Source organism: Paenibacillus brasilensis (assembly GCF_009363115.1).
GTDB classification, from domain to species: Bacteria; Bacillota; Bacilli; order Paenibacillales; family Paenibacillaceae; genus Paenibacillus; species Paenibacillus brasilensis.
In genome coordinates this window covers 1209698-1229469 of sequence record NZ_CP045298.1, presented here as the reverse complement: position 1 = coordinate 1229469, position 19772 = coordinate 1209698, and the positions used below count along the sequence as shown (strand labels likewise).

The window sequence follows — 19772 nt, the reverse complement described above, 5'->3', positions numbered from 1 at the left end:
AAGTTGAAAAAGGGGAATTATGGTTGGTGAATGTGAATCTGAGTTTTGAGGCTGATCGCTTGCTGAGGCTCCAGACGTATCAATCCGCCTTCTCCGACAGGGTCCGATAAATTGGGTGCATCAGACAGCCAGGTATAAGGTTCAATACAAAGATATTGATCGCATTCACCTTTGGTGTACAACACCCAATACTTAAAGTATTGCTCATCTGCTGTGTAGCGAATCTGATAACCGTCATCACGAGTCAATCGAGCTTCGGCAGGACCCTCCGATGCCCGCAGCAGAGTATCCAGATTCGTTCCTTTCAGGGAAAGCCCCGAAGAGAGGTGTTCCAATTCACCTAAAGAAGAAATCATACCCGTAGGGAGCTGTTCAGCATCCTGCTCATATACTCCGTTCACAGGCAGCTTCAGGCGCCACCGTTCAGGTTCACCGTCCACCATAAACCAGGTGTGATAACCCAAGCCAAAGGGCGCTGCTTTTTCTCCCAGATTCGTTACTTGCAGCGTTTGACTTAATATTGATCCCTGCAAGCGGTAGGTCATCTCCAGGCGCAAAGGAATGGGAAACTGTTCAATCCAGTGCGGATCACTTTCTGTCAGAAGCTCGGTAGTTACGCTGCAGCCTTCCTCATCCTCTTCAATATCACTGCAGCGCCAGGATTGATTTCGGTGCAGGCCGTGTATATGATTGTCATTGGCCGTGTTACGGTCAAACTGGTATGAAACACCGTCAAACTCAAATTGTCCTTTGCGAATTCTGCCCGGTGGGATCAAAATTGGCAAGCCAAAATGATAAGGCTTCTGCAAATAAAAAGCCAATTCTTCCTCGCCCGGACGCCGTACGACATCCCGGTTCAGCTTCAGATCACGCACTGAAATAATATTATTTCCAAGGCGAGGGATCATCGTAACTTCCAGTTCAGGGCTATGTAAAACATACGTGTCGTAACCATTCCAGTGTTCTTTGGTCACTTGTTTCATATTCCATGCTCCTTTGTCCACTATAATCGGTTGAAGCTTTGTGTCATTATGATAACAGATTTTTGATCGCAGGGCACAATCGTCATTTGACAATAACATTATACGGAATTATCATTAAATGTAATTTAGAAAGTAATGACATGGATAACACGATGATGAGGACAAGTAAGCTTTGCACAAGCTCTTCAGAAAGCTGGTGGTGGATGAGAACCGGTGAGCCTGTATTGCTGAATGGACCTTGGAGTGCCGCACAGAACAGGATTTGATCATCCTAAGTATGACGGCCGATTACTCCCCGTTAACGGAGCTTTAAGATTGCAGACGGCCAATGGGCATAGTCCCAACAAGTATTTGGACTGGCGGCAATGAATAAGGGTGGTACCACGGTCTCGCGTCCCTTGAGGATGCGGGGCCTTTTTGCATTCAAAATAAATTAAACCTTAGGAGGAATGATGAACGTGAAAACTGTACTTTCAGGCATTCAGCCCAGCGGACAACTTACATTGGGCAATTATATCGGTGCTATGAAAAATTTTGTAAAATTGCAAGAGGATCACCAATGTTACTTCATGGTTGTAGACCTTCATGCGATTACCGTACCGCAGGAACCGGCTCAATTGCGCGAGCAGTCAGAGGCAGTGGCAGCATTATTTATCGCGGCAGGTATTAATCCGGAGAAATCCAACGTCTTTTTACAATCCCATGTTCCTCAGCATGCTGAATTGGGATGGTTGATGACAACACTGACGAATATGGGCGAGCTGGAGCGTATGACCCAGTTCAAGGATAAAGCCGCTGGTAAGGATTCCGTAGGAGCAGGACTGTTCGTATATCCATCGCTGATGGCAGCGGACATTTTAATCTACAATGCAGATCTTGTCCCTGTAGGTGAAGACCAGAAACAGCATTTGGAGCTGACACGTGATTTGGCAGGCCGCTTTAATCACCGCTATGGAGATTATTTTACGGTTCCCGAACCTTACATTCCTGAAGTAGGGGCGAGAATTATGTCCCTGGATGATGCATCCAAAAAAATGAGCAAAAGCAACCCGAATGCCGGGAGCTATATTGCTATGTTGGACGAACCGAAAGTCATACGCAAAAAAATCAGCCGCGCTACTACCGACTCTGGTAGTGAGGTTAGATATGATCCGGCAGGTAAACCGGAAATTAGCAATCTGATGGGCATTTATAGCCAATGCTCCGGCTTGTCGCTTCAGGAAGTACAGGATCGCTTTGAAGGTCAGATGTACGGCACGTTCAAAAAAGAACTGGCAGAGGCTGTTGTAGCTACGCTTGAGCCAATTCAGCAGCGATACCACGATATCCGGGAATCCGGTGAAATTGGACGTATTTTGGCTCAATCCGCAGAACGTGCACGAGAAGCCGCTGAAGTCACGCTGACTGCGGTCAAAGAGCGCATGGGCTTTCTGCCCCAACTACGCTAAAAGCACACATAGTCAACGCATCAGGCAGCCAACGGACAATCAGGTGATGTGATAGAGCGGGCTAAGAGCGGCGAAGGCGGGCCTTGATCACGAAACCCCAGCCGATGTTGCCTACAGAAAGAAATCCAAGTAAAATGGCAAGCCATGCGGAATAACTGATTGATATAGCGGCTGCTGTCAGCAGGGCAATGGATGAAACGGCGAACCACAGGGATAAACCTTTGCTCATGGTAAAAACCTCCAGCTTTGAATGATGAATTTCAGGAATAAGTAGGTGTAAGCGAGCCATAATAATCTTGCAAGCTTGCAATGAACCTCACTCACAAAGAACTGAAAGGAGATTCAAATATGAGCAGACGTCGTTCAAACAACCTGCAAGTACCGCAGGCCAACGCCGCTTTACAACAATTAAAATATGAGGCCGCTCAAGAACTGGGCATCACCATCCCTCAGGACGGTTACTTTGGTAATGTCGTTTCCCGCGAAACGGGATCACTTGGGGGCTACATCACGAAAAAGCTGGTCCAACAAGCTGAACAATCCTTGTCTGGCAGCAGCCGCTTGCAGTAATACACATAAGCACTCCATCTTGGAAGCTGTATTATGAGCAACTGTGATGAAGAAAATCCGGAGCGATCATGCTCCGGATTTTTTGTGCGCATGACTTATAACCATTGTGAATCACGCAAGTCCGCTTCGTCAAGAGGGCGCTTTCATCTAGGTCTTTATGAAGGTGTGATTTTTTCGAAAAAAACAGCAAGCTCCGAGATCACAGGAGACTTGCTGTTTGTCTTTTATAAGGCTTGCTGTTTGCCAGCATTATTAATTTGTATGCAGAGAGAGACGTTTTTGCATCTTTTCATGACTGAGCCAGCCGATGTAACTGTTGATCAGCCCGAACTGTTTATCCATCGCGACGACGGCGACAAATGGATATTGCTTACGGTGGCGATATCTTACGTCTGCCCATCGCACAATGTAGCCCCATTCCAATTCTTCTACCTCGGCAACGGCAAAGGAAGAAAAATAACGAAACGCCTGCACATCACGATAGGATTTGGATGCTTCTGCAGCCGGATGTGTGGATGGAACCGCATGCTTCGTCCAAAACAAATGCTTACCGTTTAGTCCGCCAATGTCATAGCTTCCATCCTGATGTGCTTTTACCACATGCCACCGCTTCCAAGAAACGGTGGGAATGATATAATAGGTGTCTCCTTGCTGGCGCTCATTGTCCATATCACGTACTGCATTTTTGATCCGAAAATGACTCCAGGTCCGCCAAATGTAATACACGCCGATCATGACGTACAGCGTAATAAACAAGGGAACGGGTGAAATCAACCCGGTGATCCATAGCATAATCGCAGCAACGTGGGTGCCAAAAATAAAGGGATCAAAGATGTGGATGATATTCCAGGATATCCACTTGTTCGTAAACGGCCGAAATGCCTGTGTCCCATACGTATTAAATAAATCGGTGAATACATGCAGGCAAACGGCAATCGTTACCCATAGGGCCACATGACCAGGGGGCACATCCCTGAAAATAAGGCAAATCAGTCCCGTTATGGACAAAATCCATATCAACCAGAAGGGAATGGAATGCGACAGTCCACGGTGATTCCGAATATAGGCTGCATTGTTCTTTAATCGTAGCAAGGTGTCAAAATCCGGAGCTTGTGAACCTACGACCGTAGCGAGCAGAACAACTGCCGCCAGCTTTGGATCTCCGGCGACGGCAGGATCAGTGTATGCCAGCCCGGCCAATCCGACTCCCATGACAAAGTGTGTGGCTGTATCCATATCTGTCGCTCCTTTGAATTTATCCTGTGATTATTACTACCCAAATTTACTGTAAACGATCAGCAGGGTCGATTTGCCATTCATTTGTGAACGTTTTGTGCGTTTTCTGTCAAACTTTTTAGGGGGAGTGTATGATAAAATTTATATCGGAGTTCAACTTACTCCCGAATTCATACATTTCTAAGGGGGAGTTACTCACAATGGATAATATTAGTTATAAGACTTCTTCGGATGCAGCTACTTACTCTGTAAAATCTAAACCACCCGGTAAAGCGGGCACATGGAAAGATTTTATTACAGTCACCAAGCCAGGCATTCTTCGTACAAATCTGGTTGCAGCCTTTGGTGGTTTCTGGTTGGCTTCACAGTGGGACGTTGACTATATAAAGTTAATTCTTACACTTTTAGGTACGGTGTTGATTATGGCCTCTTCTTGTGTCTTTAACAACTATTTTGATCGTGAGTTGGACATGAAGATGGAACGTACACGTAATCGCTCACTGCCAACAGGGCGCCTGACTCCTACAACGGTGTTGTCTTACGCTATTATTTTGGGTATTGCCGGGTTGGCTGTTCTGTTCTCCTTCTCAGGCATCAAGGCAGGGCTACTGGGTATACTTGGCATGTTCGTTTACGTTGGTATTTATACACTTTGGTTAAAACGATCATCTACATGGAGTACGTCCATCGGCGGTATTTCTGGGGCGATGCCTCCTGTGATCGGTTATGTGGCTGCTTCCGGTCGTATTGACATGGGCGCTTGGCTCTTATTCGCACTGTTGTTTTTATGGCAACCGCCTCACTTTTGGGCACTTGCGATCCGCAGAGTTGAGGAATATCGTGCGGCAGGATTTCCATTATTGCCGGTCGTGAAGGGCATTCATCGGACAAAAATTCAAATGATTCCTTATATTGTGCTGCTCATTCCGGTACCCATTCTGATGTATGCTTATGGATATGCCGGTATGATTTTCATGATTGTGTCCGTGTTACTGTCTGTGCTTTGGGCATTTTATGCCTTTAAAGGTTTTACGATTAAGGAAGAAGAAACGGATTCCTGGGCTAAAAAAGTATTTTTCTTTTCCATCAATCATCTAACACTCAGCTTCCTGCTGATGATCGTTGATACGGTTCATAAGTTCTAACATGATCGTTGATACGGTTCATAAGTTCTAACATGATCGTTAGTACCATTTGTTAGATGTATCCTATAGCTGTCTATCAGGCATGAAAGTAGCCTGCGGACAGCTTTTTTTGTTTTTTTAGACTAAAGAACGGGCGGATATATAATATATTCCTCCAGCCCTGCTTTCTCCAATTGAGCGATCAAGTATTCATCCGGAGTGCCTTCCACGCCGGCATACCCTTTGCGGGTATACATATGATGTGCATCCGGGAACGTGTCTGCAAGCACCCCTCGTATTTTCTTCCCAGAGTTATCGTTGTCCATAAATAAGTATATTTCCTCATGCTTTGCCCGCTTGCGGAGGGATTCCAGTTTTGTAGAGTTTAACGTGCCGAAGGTGCACAAAATGTGGACCTCCGGGTCAAGTAATCGGCGAAGTTTACTGCGGTCATTTTTTCCTTCGACAATGATGGTAATTGCCATCTTGCCCACCCCCTGCTTGATGCATGTGCTCGAAATTCCCCGGGAAATGAATAAATATGTGTATAGTGTAGCTCTAAACGAGGTTCTCATGCAAAAAACAATAAAACAGCCTGCCAGAAGTGGCAGGCATGAGTACGAGGACGGCATGTTGGGCAATTCAGGTATTAAATCCAGCAAGTACGGAGAATGATCACAAGAAGAACATAGAGAACAAGAATGGTGCCGGTTGAAGTTCCAAAAATAGGGCAAGGATGACAGTGGCTCACGGGCTGCACCTCCCTTTTTTAATTAATGGTTAGTCAAATTAGTCTATGTGTGTAGGGATATCAGGTACTGTGCGCTTGCCCTCTGGAGCAGCATTTTGGGCTGTAAAGATAGCTATATTTTGGAGATTAGCTGGACTGATAAGGCCCTGGGGCAGATAATGGCGGTGTCGAAAATAAGCGCTTAACAGGAATAAGTAGCAAACCGAGCATTAGAATTAAGAATGCGACAAAAAACGGAGAAAGATGCTCCGGCAGCTGACCTGCCAGGACAGGCCCGGCAAAGGAACCAATGGATGTCGCAATAGATTGCAGTGCAAAGGTTTTCCCCAGACGTGTACCTCCAAGCCGTATAAAGAGGGAGGCCAGTGCAGGGAAAATCACACCTTTGGCGGTCCCCAAAATAAAAAGTATAATGCCGATTGTTGCTTCGGGTACGATGGCGAGTGCGTAGAAGCTTAGGGACATCAGAATAATGCCGCAAATCAGCCGAATCATTGGTGAATATTTGTTTAAAAAAAGCAAGCTGAGCGTACAGAGCGCTCCCAAGCTGATAATAGAAAAGAGCAGTCCGGTGGACATCATGGACGCAGAACCGTTATTCCGCAATGGAATCTCATAAAATAAAATGCCTTGTGCACACGCCAAAACAAAAGGTAGGAACAGATAACGCCAATTGAATGGTACAAGCGGTTGTGACCCGGACGATGGAGCAGATATCGTTTGTCCATCAGATAATTGGGCCTGTGGAGCAGGGGTTGCTTTAGGCAGAGAGAAATACGCCATCAGTCCCGTGATTACGAGAATGATGCCCAGCGAGCTGAATGTCTCGCTAAAGCCGAAGCTGGCTACGATGAACGCTCCCGCCGCTGGAGACAGGACAGAGGCCAGCGTGTGGATGACGCCGTGTCCCGACATATATTTGCCCTGTGTAACTGGATGATCGGATAGCTGTGCTAACATAGCCAGACAGGCCGGGGACAAAAAGGCCAGCACAAAACCGCTAATCGCACGCAGAAAAAGTAATTCCCACGGGGTGTGGATGTACGATTGAATGATAAGGATGATGCCTGCGGCTGTCAGACTGAACATAATATATCGACGGCTGCCGTGCTTGTCGACCATGGGACCGGCCATCAAATTACCAGGCAGGTGAGTCAGGGAGTAAATCCCCATCATCCAGCCGATAAAGGTAGGTGCCGCACCCAGGGAAATAGCGAATGGTGTCAGAATAGGATATTGTGCATGCAGATCAAAAAAGGCAATGAACAAAAAGAGATACAGCCAGAGGGCTGTTTTCAAGCGGATGACCCCCTTTCCCTAACGTAAACTTTCATGCTGCTGCGTATCGTCCTTCCTAAGTTGTACGCGGAAGTGGACGAACATAGACCATTTTGCAAGGACAAGATTTGAATGGACCTGCTCCTGCAGTGGAAAAGAGCTAAGCTGACAGGACATCATGGAATCATGTATAATTACAGAGACAATTTTGCATTTTGAATCATGCAGTTGAAAACGGGAGTGTAGCGAAAATGGATAAAAACGTCTGGACAGAGTTTTTGGAACATAATTGGCAGATCGTTCAGGATAACTGGCTGTATATATTGGTTGGGCTTGTCCTATTGCTTGTTATATTGAAGGTTGTAAGAGTTCTTGTAAAATGGCTGATCGTCATTGTGGTGATTGCAGGCTTGCTAATCTACAGCGGTATTTCCTTTGAACAGGTCGGCAAGGTAGTTACTCAGGCAAAGGATGATGCGATTAACAAGGTTCAGAGCGAAGCTTTGAACATGATGATAAAAGAGGCCCAACATGCCAAATACACCTCCAACGGGGATGGTACATTTTCAGTAACCAGCTCCAATCTGGAAGTAAAAGGACCGTTTGAAGGTGACAAGGTCAAGGTATGGTTTCAGGGAATGTCGCTGGGCGAGTGGAGTATGAGTGATACGGTCAAGAAATATATCGAAAGTGCGAAAGGCTCGGCTATTACACAGTCGCCGCAGTCGCCGTAAGAAAGGAGGAACACGATGAATCCATCCTGGCTGGAGTCTATTCTTCATTGGAATGGCGTGACGGTGTTTTTGATCGCCATCGTACTGTTGTCGTTGATACAGGGGTGGAGGCGAGGAGCTTCCAGATCTGTAGGTGCGCTGTTTAGTCTCATTGTGGATGGCATACTCACCGTGGCGGGCATTTTGTGCTCTCTCGGGTTAGCCATGTGGCTTTCACCGAAGGTGCAGCAATGGCTGGCAGCTTATATGGAGCACTTGCCGCAACGAGGGCTAAGCGGGATCGAGCAATTTTATTATACGCTTCTGGCAGGACTAGAGGGCTTTCCGCTACTGCGGTTTGCCGTATTATTTATGCTCAGCTATGCGATCGCTCAATTTGTACTACGTGCGATTTATGTGCTGGTAGCAGGTGGCAGGTCGGATTCTCCTGTTCGTGAGCAGCAAAAAAAATCAGGTTTTTTCAGCAGGATGGCTGGGGCCGGGATTGGTACGGTGATCGGCGGAGCACGCGCCATCATGGTGATAGCCTTGTTGTTCATAGGTGTAAGCTTATACCCGGACAGCGCGTTTAGTAGCTATGTTCAGGCTTCACCGATTTATAAACAAGGGGCGCAATCAGTCATTGAGCCGTTATCCGGTACCCTGATTAAGGATAAGCTGCCCGTATTTACACAGGCCGTTACCAAGGAATTAAACAGCATCATGCAGCGTAAATACGAAATGATCGACCGGGAAATTCCGAACGATATCGGTCAGGCTGCGGCCAAGATTACACAGGGGACTAGTGGTGATGAGCAAAAAGCCAGAGCGCTGTATGAGTGGGTAGGCACCCGTATCAGCTATGATTACGGTAAGGTAGAAGCTTATGAGCAGCGTGGCGACTGGCATGAGCAGACCCCCAGAGATACATTTGATACACGCAAGGGTGTCTGCATTGACTATGCCCGCCTGTATGCGGTGATGGCCCGTTCTCAGGGACTTCAGGTCAAGGTGGTGACCGGACTGGGATACAACGGACAGGGGGGCTATGGACCACATGCCTGGAATGAAGTATATTTAAGCGGCTCGCATCAGTGGGTACCGCTAGACCCGACCTGGGCGCAAAGCGGAGATTGGTTTAATCCGCCTGGTTTTGCCCAGACCCATGTCAAGGATAAAGTGATTTAAAAGGAGTGGAGAAGGGCACATGAGAAAGATGGACAACGAGCAGGGAAAAGACAACGAGTCGTCCGATCGAAAAAGATTCAGCTTCAGGATCAATCTGTTTTTTTTCAGCTCGTTCATTATATTTACAGTGATCATTGTAAGACTGGCGATACTTCAATTTGTAGAGGGACCTCAGCTTAAGCAGCAGGAGGCCAGTAATGTTACTAAAAATGTGCCGCTTACGCCGATTCGCGGAACTATTTACGATGCAACCGGGCAGAACAGGCTGGCGTATTCTACACCTGTACAATCGCTGTATATCACACTCTCCAAGAATTATAGTGACAGCGTGGAAGAAAAGCGTGATCCTGATAAAAAGCTGTTGCCTGAGCTGGAGAATATGGCGCAAAGGCTGGCGAATCGCTTTGCTGAATATGGGAATAAAGACGAACCGAAAATGACGGCTGCACAAATTATGGATGAGATGGACCGGAACTATCAACGGTTTAGCGGCTTTACGCCCCGTCTGATTAAAACGAATCTCAGTAAAGAAGAAGTCGCCTATTTTATGCAGCATAAGAGCGAGTTTCCCGGAATAGATGTGGTCGAGGAAACCGTACGCCATTATGATCCTGATACAGTAGCTGTTCAAACGGTCGGTTATATTAAAAGCTACAAAAGTGCGCGTGAAACGTTAACTAAATATAAAGAAATTCAGAAGTCTCTCTCCGCTGATAGTGATCCTGGCCTCATATATATGGATAATGAATCTGTCGGCTTTGATGGACTGGAGTTGCAATACCAAGAACAGCTACGAGGAAAAAATGGCTATAAAACCGTCCCGATAGATCCGCGCAATATGGCGGAAGGTGTAGATTCCGTTACTCCTCCGGAAAAAGGAGATAATATCTATTCAACGATTAACAAAGAGATTCAGGTTAAGACGGAAAATGCTATTATGGATCAATTGAGATGGTTGCATACCCATGCTGTATCTGGTAGTACACACCCTTATGCCAAAACTGGCTTTGCGGTTGCTATGGAAGTGGATACAGGCAATGTGGTGGCGATGGCCAGTATGCCGGATTACGATGCTAATTATTGGCAAACAGGTAATATTTCGACAGAAAAATATAAAGAGATTGAACATGTTTATCAAAACGGTACAATTAAGAACGTTGGATCTGGTCAATCTGGACAGCATCCTGATTCTACTGTACTTCTTGGATCAACTATTAAACCGTTGTCTGTTCTTATTGGATTGGAAGAAGGACTGTTTACAACAAATACGTATTACCAAGATACAGGTGCGGCTTATTTCGGACGTAACAACTCTTCGCGGGTGCGAAACTCATCTGGTCATGTATACGGCTCGTTAGACCCAGCTTCCGCGATTCGCCATTCCTCCAATGTATTTATGGTCGACATGGTTGGCAAGCGCTTATACAACAAATATATTAATAACACCTCAGAAGACCAGGGCGTCAACGTATGGGACCGTTACATGAAGGAGTTTGGACTAGGCGTTCCTACTGGAGTAGACTTGCCCGGTGAGTTCCTGGGGTATCGGGAGTACGCGAGGAGCAAAACAGAATCAGCACTTTCCAAATTGGTTTATGCATCTTTTGGGCAACAAGGTAAATATACACCTATGCAACTTGCGCAATATGCAGCGATGATTGCAAACAAGGGCAAACGGATGGAGCCGCATCTGGTCAGCCAAATTAAAGATGCCAACGGCAATGTGGTTCAAACTATTAAGCCTAAAGTGCTGAATGAAGTGGATTTCCCGGATGCCTATTGGAATGAGGTTATACGCGGGATGTCGACCGACGTCAGTGCATTTAATGGTTTCCCTTATGACTTTGCCCGCAAAACAGGTACATCGCAGCAAAGCGTAGGCGGCAAGCTGAAGGATAACGGGGTATTTATCGCCTTTGCACCACGCCAGCATCCGAAGCTGGCCGTAGCGGTTGTCATTCCTGAAGGAGGCTTCGGGGCCTGGAGTGCCGGACCTGTGGCACGTAAAATATTTGATGCTTACGACGAAGTTTATGGTCTGGACGGTGTTCCGAAGAAAAAGGATGCCACAACAACCGACCCTAATACAGTCAAACAGCCATAATCAATTCATACAATAATTCCATTTTATAAAGCTTCTCTTAGCTTATGCTGAGGGAAGCTTTTTTTTTTGTATGATTTCTTACAAAATTGTCATCGTCAAATTCATCGTTATTTGCGCTACTTATGGTAGGATCAGGAATATGAGATCCAGTGAAAGGAGTATTGATCAGACTGTATGGACAAAAGTGGTTTGGATAAAAAATTTTCATTCAAAAAGAAAAATAATGAAGAGAACGAGGAGACATACAAAAAACGGACGACCTTTCGAATGAACCTTATTTTTTTCAGTGCTTTTGTGCTGTTTGCCCTTATCATTACCAGACTAGCTGTACTGCAGTTTGTACAATCCGAGGAGCTAAAGGGGCTGCAGCAGTCCGTGAATACCAAAAATGTCCCGTTAGCTCCGAATCGTGGCACGATTTATGACTCTACGGGTAAGGTGAAACTGGCGTATTCAACTCCGGTACAATCCCTGTATGTAACCTTGTCCAAGGATTATAGCAAGCGTGCAGAGAAGGTCCGTAAGCCTGGGGAAAGGCTGCTTCCTGAGCTTAATGTTTTTGCAGATAAGCTCGCTGCCAAACTAAATAAATTGGGACATAAAGATGGGGAAAAGCTTGATGCACCGGAAATTAAGAAACGCCTGGACCCGGACTATAATCAATATAGGGGATTTACCCCGCGTTTGGTCAAATCCGACTTGAGCCGGGAGGAGATTGCATATTTTCTGGAGCACAAAAAGGAATTTCCCGGTGTGGAGGTAGTAGAAGAAAGTGTCCGCCATTATGACCCGGATCGGGTAGCGGTCCAAGCGATTGGATATATGTATAAGTTCAAAGGAGCACGTGCGAATCGAACCAAATATAAAGAGCTGCACCAAGCCAATTCGGAGGTTCTAAGACCAGAACAGGTTTACCTGGAAAGTGAAACGGTCGGATATGATGGTCTGGAGCTGCAGTACCAGGACGAGCTGAGAGGAAAAAACGGCTATAAAACGGTAGAAGTCAATCCGAGCAGCATGCCGGAGGGCGTTGAATCGATGACTCCTCCGCAAAAAGGACATCATCTCTATTCCACCATCAACAAGGAAATTCAGCAAAAAACCGAGCAGGCGATTATGGATCAGCTTCGCTGGCTTCATACTCATCCGGTATCCGGAAAGCTCCACCAAGATGCCACCACGGGCTTTGCTGTAGCGATGGAGGTCGAGACAGGAAATGTCGTAGCGATGACCAGTATGCCGGATTATGACCCTAATGTATGGAAAACTGGAAGTACTTCGCCTTCGGTATATAGTGAAATTCAGCATAAAATGGGGAACGGAACGATTAAATCTGTACCGAGTGGAAAATCGGGTCCGCACCCGGAGTCCTCCGTGCTGCTGGGTTCAACTATTAAACCGTTGACCGTGCTGATCGGGTTGGAGGAAAACTTGTTTTCACCTGGACAAACTTATTTGGATACAGGGAGCGCGTATTACGGAAAAAATCAATCCAGCCGTGTCGGTAATTCGGGCGGACATGTGTACGGTAGTTTGACCCCAGACAAAGCCATTGAATTTTCATCCAATACGTTTATGGTGGATATGATCGGCAAGCCGCTGTATGACAAATACGGAAGTAATGTAGGGATGCATCAGGGGATTGATGTATGGGACAAGTATATGAAGGAATTTGGATTAGGCGTGCCGACTGAAGTAGATTTGCCGGGCGAATGGGCGGGCAGACTTGAGTATATGAGCAAGCAGGAAAGTGCGCTGACGCGCTTGGTGCAGGCATCCTTCGGCCAACAAGGGAAATACACGACGATGCAGCTGGCTCAATATACGACTGTACTGGCAACAAAGGGCAAGCGTATGCAGCCTCATTTGGCCAGCAAGATTGTGGATGATCAAGGGAATCTCGTGCGTGAATTGAAGCCAAAGGTGCTGAATGTGGTCGCTTTTCCCGAAACGTACTGGAATACGATCATTCGCGGTATGGCTACAGATGTCAAAGCTTTTAACGGATTTCCGTATGATTATGCACGTAAAACAGGGACTTCTGAGCAGGTAGTGGGACGTGCTGTTAAAGATAACGGGGTGTTCATCGCTTTTGCACCGCGGCAAAATCCGAAGCTGGCCGTAGCGGTTATTATTCCCGAAGGGGGCTTTGGCGCGACGAGCGCCGGGCCGGTGGCACGTAAAATATTTGATGCGTATGACGAGGTATACGGGCTGGATGGTACCCCAAAAAAGCCGCAGACATCGAAGTAAGGACTTGAATTCTTTTGTGGGCTTCTCTTTTTCATGGTAAAATGTCGTTGGACATATGGGACATTACAGGAGGAAGAGAAACTATGGGAGAGAACCAATATAAATACAAACTGCTGGCGCTCGATATGGATGGAACTCTGCTGAACGACAATCAGGAGATTACCCTAGATACGATTAACTGGATTAACAAGGCGATTCAGGAGGGAATTCATGTATGCCTGTCTACCGGACGGGCAGCGATGTATGCTCTGCCCTATGGCCAGCAGCTCGGCTTGGAAACGCCAATGGTAACGGTAAACGGCAGTGAGGTATGGAAATCACCTCATGAGCTGTGGCGCCGTTATTTGCTTGATCGGGAGCTTGTTCGCAAGATGCACCAGATTGCTGTTGAAACAGACTCCTGGTTTTGGGCTTGCTCAACAGAGGAATTATATAACAGAGACCGTTGGACTGATACATTAGACACACAGGAATGGCTCAAATTTGGTTATAATACGGAAAATGACGAAATTCGCCATCAAATTTTACTCCAGCTTCAGGATATGGGAGGACTTGAAATTTCCAACTCCTCAATGACGAATCTGGAAATTAACCCGGCTGGCATATCAAAAGCAAGTGGAATCGCTGAAGTGTGCGATCTGTTGGGAATTACAATGGACCAGGTGGTTGCGGTTGGCGACAGTCTGAATGACCTGGCCGTCATTCAAGCGGCTGGACTAGGTGTAGCGATGGGCAATGCTCAGGACACGGTAAAAGAAGCGGCTGATCTGGTCGTGGCGTCCAACAATGACGACGGTATCGTAGAAGTCATCCGTGATTATATACTTGTTTAAAAGAACGGCTTACTAGAACGTTTTAATAGAACGCATGAGGCTGCATATGGGATGAATGGACAAGAAGGAGGGGGCCCATGGACGTTGTAGGCTGGATTGTTATTGTCGTGCTGTTCATTGTTGGCATGGCCGGGGCGGTATATCCCGTATTGCCGGGGGCGCTCGCTATCTATTTTGCTTTTTTTGTGTACGGTTGGTTTTTCTCGTTTTCTTCATATAGTAAGTTATTTTGGATTATACAAACACTAATCGTGGTTGCACTTTTTGTTGCGGACTATGCTGTTAATGCGTGGGGAGTCAAGCGATTTGGCGGTTCGCGTCTGTCGGCGATCCTCAGCACGGTCGGGATTATTATTGGGCCCTTCGTTATTCCGGCATTCGGCCTGATTTTGGGGCCATTCATCGGCGCTGTGCTGGGTGAACTGATTGGTAAAGCGCCGCTGGATCGAGCTGTAAAAGTGGGCTTTGGCTCCGTATTGGGGCTGTTGACCAGCACCGTGATGAAAGTGATTTTGCAGCTTGCTATGATTATAGTATTCTTGATTTGGGTGTTACACGGATAACCCGTTATTATGATTGCAGAGACAGAATCGACATGCGGCTCCGCACCGGTGATGGCTCAGGCCATGACTGTTTTTTTGCGGGGCTTTTGCAGGTATGTGAACAGCAAGAAAGAAGGGAACACATTTTGTCCAATAAAGAAACATTCCTTAAAGGCACGCTGATTTTAGCCGCTGCCGCCCTCGTGGCCAGAGTACTTGGTCTGGTACAGCGTGTTCCACTGGAGCATTTGCTCGGCTCCGTGGGGAACGCCTCGTTTACCATTGCGAACAATGCTTATCTGATGCTGCTCACAGTGGCTACAGCTGGCATTCCTAGTACATTAAGCAAAATGGTTTCGGAGCGCTATGCGCTGAACCGGCCTTCGGAGGCGCGACGCGTGTATCAAGCGGCTTTGCTATTTGCGGCCGTGGCAGGCATTGTCATCACTGCGGTGCTGTATTTTGGAGCGCCTTATTTTGCTAAGCATGTAGCAGGGGTTCCACAGTCCGCTTTGGCTATTCAGGCTTTGGCACCAGCCTTGCTGTTGTTTCCCGCCATTGCCATGATGCGCGGGTACTTCCAAGGACGAGGCAATATGACCGCAGGCGGAATTTCACAAATTGTGGAGCAGGTTGCACGGGTGGCGACCGCTATTATACTCGCTTTTATTATTTTGAAGCTGGGTTATGGAGACCGTGAGGTTGCGGCCGGGGCATCCTTTGGGGGTGTCATGGGGAGCATCGCCGCACTGGCGGTTATGTTGTACTACACGGTGAAATTGCGTCGCCAGGATCACAAGGATCGACAGGAGCAATTCCAGGAGGAAAGCTCCGCGCTGCCGATGCTGCGCATTTACAAAGACATTTTCACCCTGTCTATTCCCATCGTATTGTCATCCCTGACGGTTCCGGCGGTCTATTTTATTGATACGTCGATTGTAGTTAGACTGCTGTCTGGTCAGATTGGATTGGATCAGGCCACTACCCAATTGGGTTATCTAGGGTCGCGGGCACAAAGTGTGGCGGGAATTCCGCCGATTTTAGCCATTGCGCTTAGCACATCGCTCATTCCGATCATTTCGGCGGCTTTTGCCCGCAAGGATGAACGCCATTTGCAAAATCAGATGACGCTGGCCTTGCGTATCTCTATTTTGACCGGAATGCCGATTGTGCTGGCTTTATGTGTAACCGCCTATTCCATTAATGGCTTACTGTTCAGCTCGCTTGGAGGAAGCGGGATTATCGCTGTTTTAACACTTGGGACGATATTCCAGATTACCATGATGACGTCCAACTCAATTTTAATTGGTATGGGCAAGCCGCGTATTTCAATGGTTAATGTTATGTTTGGTATCTTGGTTAAATCTGTGGCAAGCTGGCTGCTGGCTGGCTGGCTTGGAATTTATGGCATCCTTGCTGCGACCGGATTATGTTTCCTCGTGATAACGCTGTTGAACTTGAGAGTGCTCAAAGGGATCGTTTCCTTCTCCATCATGGGCCGACGCTGGGCAGGTTTTTTGGTGACAGTCGTAGTCTCGGGAGCAATCGGGTATGGTGTAAATGAAGCTTGCATTCCGCTGGTGCACTTTATGCCTGCACGTATAGCCTTCCTTATCGCTTGCTGTATCGCCGGAGGGGTTGTACTGGTGTGCTATCTGGTTCTGCTGGTTGTGCTGGGTGTGCTGCGCAGCGATGAGCTGAGTAATTATCCGCGTATATTGCAAAAGGTACTGCGTCCGCTGATGCGTCTCCAGCGTGGGTTTTCAGGACAACAGGGCTAAGAAGCATTGATAGCCTTTCAGCCTTCTCAGTGGAAAGGCCGCAGGTTGACATGGGTGTCGTGGACCATTGCTGTTTTTTGGATGCCGTGGCGATGCTCATGCCGCATAGCAAATAACAGTGGTCGCCTTGGCTCGCTCAGATGCCCGAGCGTGGAGCCGTCCTGAAACCAGTCGTAACGGGGAATCGGATCATAAGCCGTATCCGACCAGACGACGTTCAATTCCGGGCTGTACAGGCGTTGTCCTGGCGGCAGCCATTCATGTGCTAGAAGCGTTGCGCTCTCTTTCGGAGAGTGCAACGCTTTTTGTTCATTCGGGGTGAAGAGTCCAGGCCAATAGTCGCTGCGTGAACCCGTATGCGGCACGCTGGCAACGAATGCTGACACTTGATCCAGCACCTGCTGGTGACCGAACAGGATGGCATAAAGACTTTTCCCAAAGCCAATTCGCTCGTCCAGATGGCCAAAACGCTCCATCACAAGTCCTGCGAGTCCGCCGTTCAACCCAAGTGGGAATATCACCTGGTTGAGCTGAAGCCAATCATGCAAATAAAAGCCTGGCTTGTGCATTACAAATTTTTGAAAATATGGATCTTTTACAACACGCCCCTCAATATAGTTTTGTTCGTTAATAATGAGAGCGACGGTCAATAGAGAGCTATCCCGCCAAGCCCAGAAGCGTTCCCAAAAGGGTCTCATGAATGGCGATACGTGAAAATAGGGCAATAAATGAAAGCAGCTTCGCCCCAAATGACGGCTGTGCATGTAAAGTTGCAGCTGCGGATAAGCATCCTGAAAAATAAGGGCGTTGCAGCGCTCCAGTAGCCGATATAGCCACTCCTTTTCCTGCTCGTTGAACAGATTGCCGATCAGGCTGCCTTTGAGATCGGTCATATTATAACCGCCATTACGAGAAACGAGATGAGCCAATAGTGCCCAATGCAATTCCGGATAGCCACGATAGCATTCGAGGTAAGCTGCAGTTCGTGTGATGTTGCTGCGGTTCTCGTGCGCGGTAGCGTTTTTGATCCGCTCCAGCAGCTCACAGTCTGTTTCGCATAAGGGCATATTCAGAGAAGAGGGGCGCGTAGCTGGTCCGTTCGTCATCATTAGCGCTTCAGCTTCATCCATTGCGGCCTGTGCGGTACGATAATCCCATGGCAGCTCACGCAGTGGATAACGCAACTTGCGGGATTCAGTCCAGGCCGCCCGTTTGCCCTCCCAAGCCTCCTCCGCAACACGCGGAACAGAACCGAGTAGCTTTAGCCCGCCTTGAAGCTGCTTTGTTGCTACATGGAACCATTCGGTGAGAGACATGTCTTGATAACCTCCTTTCACGGTATTCAGATTCACTCCGGTATATGCATTAGTATGCCCAAAACCGTACTTGTCTTATCAAAAGCGTTGTTTAGCGTTACAATAGAGGAGTAAGCTCTTTTTTACAACCGAATCTAAGGAGGAAAAAGGTATGCAAAAAATCGTCTCTCATGAAGACTTTAATAAGGCAATATCAACTTCTGGCGTAACCGTGGCTGTGTTTAAGGCGGACTGGTGTGGAGATTGTCATTTTATTGATCCGTTTATGCCTGATGTAGAGCAACAATATGCAGACAAGCTTACATTAATTGAAATTGATGTTGAGCAGGCCGAAAGCGTCAGCCAGGAGCAAAATGTTCTGGGTATTCCCAGCTTTATCGCTTACAGCGAAGGGCGCGAGCTGGTACGTCTGGTCAACAGATTGCGTAAATCCCGTGAGGAAATCGAGCAATTTTTGGATCGGGCAGTTGATGTTCACGCTAACTTGGCCAAATAATGGATGCAGTATATGCATGACTCCGAGGGAACCATAATCATCAAGACAATCAGAAAACCGCCTCCTGATAAAGGAGACGGTTTTCTTACGGACACGTTCACATTTTGTCAACAAAACGCGTATGTCAAGTAACGATATATCAGTTATAATTACTTTAAGTGATCATTTCACAACATATATAGTGAATAAATATTATATTTGGAAGGATACGGGTGAGTTCTTTGAATAACAAAATCAGAATATTAAAGTGGCTGGCACTCGTAACATGTATTGTCATGTTTTTGGCGACCTTCGGTGGAGGTGTTGTGACGCGGACCGATTCGGGACTGGGCTGTGGACGGGACTTCCCGCTTTGCAATGGTAAGCTGGTTCCGGCACATACGATCGCATCCCTTATTGAGTTCTCTCATCGCTCCGTAAGTGCCATGGCCGGGATTCTTTCTATCGCCTCATTTGTCGGCTTTTTGCTGTTTATGAAGCACCGGAAGGATTTGCAGCTATTCTCGCTGTTAACGCTCATGTTTGTCATCATACAAGGTGCGATGGGGGCGTTGGCTGTCGTCTTCTCCCAATCGGCGGCAGTCATGGGACTGCATTTTGGCTTTGCGCTTATTGCATTTGCCAGTGCGACCATGATGACGCTGGGGGCCTGGCAGGAGCATGCGGATTCACGCTACACCCCGCGTCTGATTCCTGGGTCTGTCAGTCGGGGCTTTCGTAACTTTATATGGCTATCGACGATTTATACCTATATTGCTATCTATTCAGGGGCGTTGCTCAGTCACTCGGTCATCCAGAAGGTTATAAATATCGGGGGCTTTATATCTCCACTGCTGCTTCATCAGATATCAGCCGGTCTGCTGTTCGTCATTATCTTGGCCGTGGGTCACTACTCATACCGCTATCACCCGAATCACCGGGACATTCGTACATTGGGAGCTGTTTCGGTACTGCTAATAACACTCCAGGTCATTATTGGAATTAGCTTGCTGTACGTTACCAGACCTGAAATTTACATGTTTGTCGTGCTAGGACATATGCTGGTGATTGCATCGTTGTTCTCCATTTTGGTTTATCTGAGTTATCGTGTATGGCAATTGTCGCCGGATCGCAAGTTTGTTCCGACCCAAGCACAACGTACCTAAGTATTTCATAG

The 19772-nt window shown here is 47.2% G+C and carries 19 protein-coding genes and 1 other annotated feature; of the genes, 12 read left to right on the top strand and 7 right to left on the bottom strand.

From position 1 onward, the window contains the following. Window positions 1-17: 17 nt before the first annotated feature. The gene (locus GCU48_RS05695) at window positions 18-983 is read right to left on the bottom strand and encodes an aldose 1-epimerase (RefSeq protein WP_152379372.1); all 966 of its coding nucleotides are present in this window, start codon (window positions 981-983) and stop codon (window positions 18-20) included. Between the two features lie 143 nt (window positions 984-1126). Then, window positions 1127-1385 (top strand) — a binding site (T-box leader). Window positions 1386-1441: 56 nt separating this feature from the next. On the opposite strand from GCU48_RS05695, the gene trpS reads away from it, so the two are divergent. Continuing rightward, on the top strand, window positions 1442-2431 hold the full coding sequence (gene trpS, locus GCU48_RS05690) for a tryptophan--tRNA ligase (RefSeq protein ID WP_025720015.1): 990 nt from the start codon (window positions 1442-1444) through the stop codon (window positions 2429-2431). 61 nt (window positions 2432-2492) lie between these two features. On the opposite strand, the gene GCU48_RS26775 is transcribed toward trpS, so the two are convergent. Beyond that, window positions 2493-2660 carry a hypothetical protein gene (locus GCU48_RS26775; RefSeq protein WP_167518651.1) on the bottom strand — a complete coding sequence of 56 codons (168 nt, stop codon included), beginning with the start codon at window positions 2658-2660 and terminating at the stop codon, window positions 2493-2495. Between the two features lie 119 nt (window positions 2661-2779). On the opposite strand from GCU48_RS26775, the gene GCU48_RS05685 reads away from it, so the two are divergent. Beyond that, complete coding sequence (locus GCU48_RS05685) at window positions 2780-3001, top strand: alpha/beta-type small acid-soluble spore protein (protein ID WP_013311857.1); 222 nt, start codon at window positions 2780-2782, stop codon at window positions 2999-3001. Between the two features lie 252 nt (window positions 3002-3253). On the opposite strand, the gene GCU48_RS05680 is transcribed toward GCU48_RS05685, so the two are convergent. Next, on the bottom strand, window positions 3254-4237 hold the full coding sequence (locus GCU48_RS05680; protein ID WP_152379371.1) for a metal-dependent hydrolase: 984 nt from the start codon (window positions 4235-4237) through the stop codon (window positions 3254-3256). Window positions 4238-4437: 200 nt separating this feature from the next. On the opposite strand from GCU48_RS05680, the gene cyoE reads away from it, so the two are divergent. After that, window positions 4438-5382, top strand: a complete 945-nt coding sequence (cyoE, locus tag GCU48_RS05675; protein WP_152379370.1) for a heme o synthase — start codon at window positions 4438-4440, stop codon at window positions 5380-5382. Between the two features lie 122 nt (window positions 5383-5504). Here the strand turns inward: cyoE and GCU48_RS05670 are convergent, their stop codons facing one another. The 3 genes from GCU48_RS05670 to GCU48_RS05665 all read right to left on the bottom strand — a co-directional run bounded on the left by GCU48_RS05670 (window position 5505) and on the right by GCU48_RS05665 (window position 7411). Beyond that, on the bottom strand, window positions 5505-5846 hold the full coding sequence (locus GCU48_RS05670) for a toprim domain-containing protein (RefSeq protein WP_025720019.1): 342 nt from the start codon (window positions 5844-5846) through the stop codon (window positions 5505-5507). Between the two features lie 164 nt (window positions 5847-6010). Then, the gene (locus tag GCU48_RS27680; RefSeq protein WP_231503732.1) at window positions 6011-6088 is read right to left on the bottom strand and encodes a YjcZ family sporulation protein; all 78 of its coding nucleotides are present in this window, start codon (window positions 6086-6088) and stop codon (window positions 6011-6013) included. A gap of 150 nt (window positions 6089-6238) precedes the next feature. Then, on the bottom strand, window positions 6239-7411 hold the full coding sequence (locus tag GCU48_RS05665) for an MFS transporter (protein ID WP_152379369.1): 1173 nt from the start codon (window positions 7409-7411) through the stop codon (window positions 6239-6241). Window positions 7412-7641: 230 nt separating this feature from the next. Here GCU48_RS05665 and GCU48_RS05660 point away from each other — a divergent pair, with 230 nt between their 5' ends. From GCU48_RS05660 to GCU48_RS05630, 7 genes are all read left to right on the top strand, one after another. Beyond that, complete coding sequence (locus tag GCU48_RS05660; protein ID WP_152379368.1) at window positions 7642-8124, top strand: hypothetical protein; 483 nt, start codon at window positions 7642-7644, stop codon at window positions 8122-8124. 15 nt (window positions 8125-8139) lie between these two features. Continuing rightward, window positions 8140-9291 carry a transglutaminase domain-containing protein gene (locus GCU48_RS05655; RefSeq protein ID WP_152379367.1) on the top strand — a complete coding sequence of 384 codons (1152 nt, stop codon included), beginning with the start codon at window positions 8140-8142 and terminating at the stop codon, window positions 9289-9291. 19 nt (window positions 9292-9310) lie between these two features. Then, window positions 9311-11395 (top strand): peptidoglycan D,D-transpeptidase FtsI family protein, encoded by a 2085-nt coding sequence (locus GCU48_RS05650; RefSeq protein ID WP_152379366.1) that lies wholly within the window; start codon window positions 9311-9313, stop codon window positions 11393-11395. A gap of 174 nt (window positions 11396-11569) precedes the next feature. Then, window positions 11570-13648, top strand: coding sequence for a peptidoglycan D,D-transpeptidase FtsI family protein (locus GCU48_RS05645; RefSeq protein WP_152379365.1), 2079 nt, complete (start codon window positions 11570-11572; stop codon window positions 13646-13648). Window positions 13649-13731: 83 nt separating this feature from the next. Next, on the top strand, window positions 13732-14481 hold the full coding sequence (locus tag GCU48_RS05640; protein WP_152379364.1) for a Cof-type HAD-IIB family hydrolase: 750 nt from the start codon (window positions 13732-13734) through the stop codon (window positions 14479-14481). Between the two features lie 77 nt (window positions 14482-14558). Next, a complete protein-coding gene (locus tag GCU48_RS05635; protein WP_152379363.1) occupies window positions 14559-15044 on the top strand; it encodes a DUF456 domain-containing protein in 486 nt (161 codons plus the stop codon). Between the two features lie 125 nt (window positions 15045-15169). Beyond that, window positions 15170-16804: a putative polysaccharide biosynthesis protein gene (locus GCU48_RS05630; RefSeq protein ID WP_152379362.1), complete on the top strand. Its 1635-nt coding sequence runs from the start codon at window positions 15170-15172 to the stop codon at window positions 16802-16804. Between the two features lie 26 nt (window positions 16805-16830). Here the strand turns inward: GCU48_RS05630 and GCU48_RS05625 are convergent, their stop codons facing one another. Continuing rightward, window positions 16831-18120 carry a DUF2515 family protein gene (locus GCU48_RS05625; protein WP_152379361.1) on the bottom strand — a complete coding sequence of 430 codons (1290 nt, stop codon included), beginning with the start codon at window positions 18118-18120 and terminating at the stop codon, window positions 16831-16833. Between the two features lie 151 nt (window positions 18121-18271). On the opposite strand from GCU48_RS05625, the gene GCU48_RS05620 reads away from it, so the two are divergent. Further along, a complete protein-coding gene (locus GCU48_RS05620) occupies window positions 18272-18616 on the top strand; it encodes a thioredoxin family protein (protein WP_152379360.1) in 345 nt (114 codons plus the stop codon). Window positions 18617-18828: 212 nt separating this feature from the next. Next, window positions 18829-19761, top strand: a complete 933-nt coding sequence (locus GCU48_RS05615) for a COX15/CtaA family protein (RefSeq protein ID WP_152379359.1) — start codon at window positions 18829-18831, stop codon at window positions 19759-19761. Window positions 19762-19772: the final 11 nt, after the last annotated feature.

What these genes read in the sequence shown, in the direction of transcription:
- GCU48_RS05645 (WP_152379365.1), top strand. Translation starts at nt 11,570, where the DNA reads ATGGACAAAAGTGGTTTGGATAAAAAATTTTCATTCAAAAAGAAAAAT.
- GCU48_RS05670 (WP_025720019.1), bottom strand. Translation starts at nt 5,846, where the DNA reads ATGGCAATTACCATCATTGTCGAAGGAAAAAATGACCGCAGTAAACTT.
- GCU48_RS05695 (WP_152379372.1), bottom strand. Translation starts at nt 983, where the DNA reads ATGAAACAAGTGACCAAAGAACACTGGAATGGTTACGACACGTATGTT.
- GCU48_RS05660 (WP_152379368.1), top strand. Translation starts at nt 7,642, where the DNA reads ATGGATAAAAACGTCTGGACAGAGTTTTTGGAACATAATTGGCAGATC.
- GCU48_RS05680 (WP_152379371.1), bottom strand. Translation starts at nt 4,237, where the DNA reads ATGGATACAGCCACACACTTTGTCATGGGAGTCGGATTGGCCGGGCTG.
- GCU48_RS05650 (WP_152379366.1), top strand. Translation starts at nt 9,311, where the DNA reads ATGAGAAAGATGGACAACGAGCAGGGAAAAGACAACGAGTCGTCCGAT.
- GCU48_RS05635 (WP_152379363.1), top strand. Translation starts at nt 14,559, where the DNA reads ATGGACGTTGTAGGCTGGATTGTTATTGTCGTGCTGTTCATTGTTGGC.
- GCU48_RS26775 (WP_167518651.1), bottom strand. Translation starts at nt 2,660, where the DNA reads ATGAGCAAAGGTTTATCCCTGTGGTTCGCCGTTTCATCCATTGCCCTG.
- GCU48_RS05640 (WP_152379364.1), top strand. Translation starts at nt 13,732, where the DNA reads ATGGGAGAGAACCAATATAAATACAAACTGCTGGCGCTCGATATGGAT.
- GCU48_RS05685 (WP_013311857.1), top strand. Translation starts at nt 2,780, where the DNA reads ATGAGCAGACGTCGTTCAAACAACCTGCAAGTACCGCAGGCCAACGCC.
- GCU48_RS05625 (WP_152379361.1), bottom strand. Translation starts at nt 18,120, where the DNA reads ATGTCTCTCACCGAATGGTTCCATGTAGCAACAAAGCAGCTTCAAGGC.
- GCU48_RS05655 (WP_152379367.1), top strand. Translation starts at nt 8,140, where the DNA reads ATGAATCCATCCTGGCTGGAGTCTATTCTTCATTGGAATGGCGTGACG.
- GCU48_RS05620 (WP_152379360.1), top strand. Translation starts at nt 18,272, where the DNA reads ATGCAAAAAATCGTCTCTCATGAAGACTTTAATAAGGCAATATCAACT.
- cyoE (WP_152379370.1), top strand. Translation starts at nt 4,438, where the DNA reads ATGGATAATATTAGTTATAAGACTTCTTCGGATGCAGCTACTTACTCT.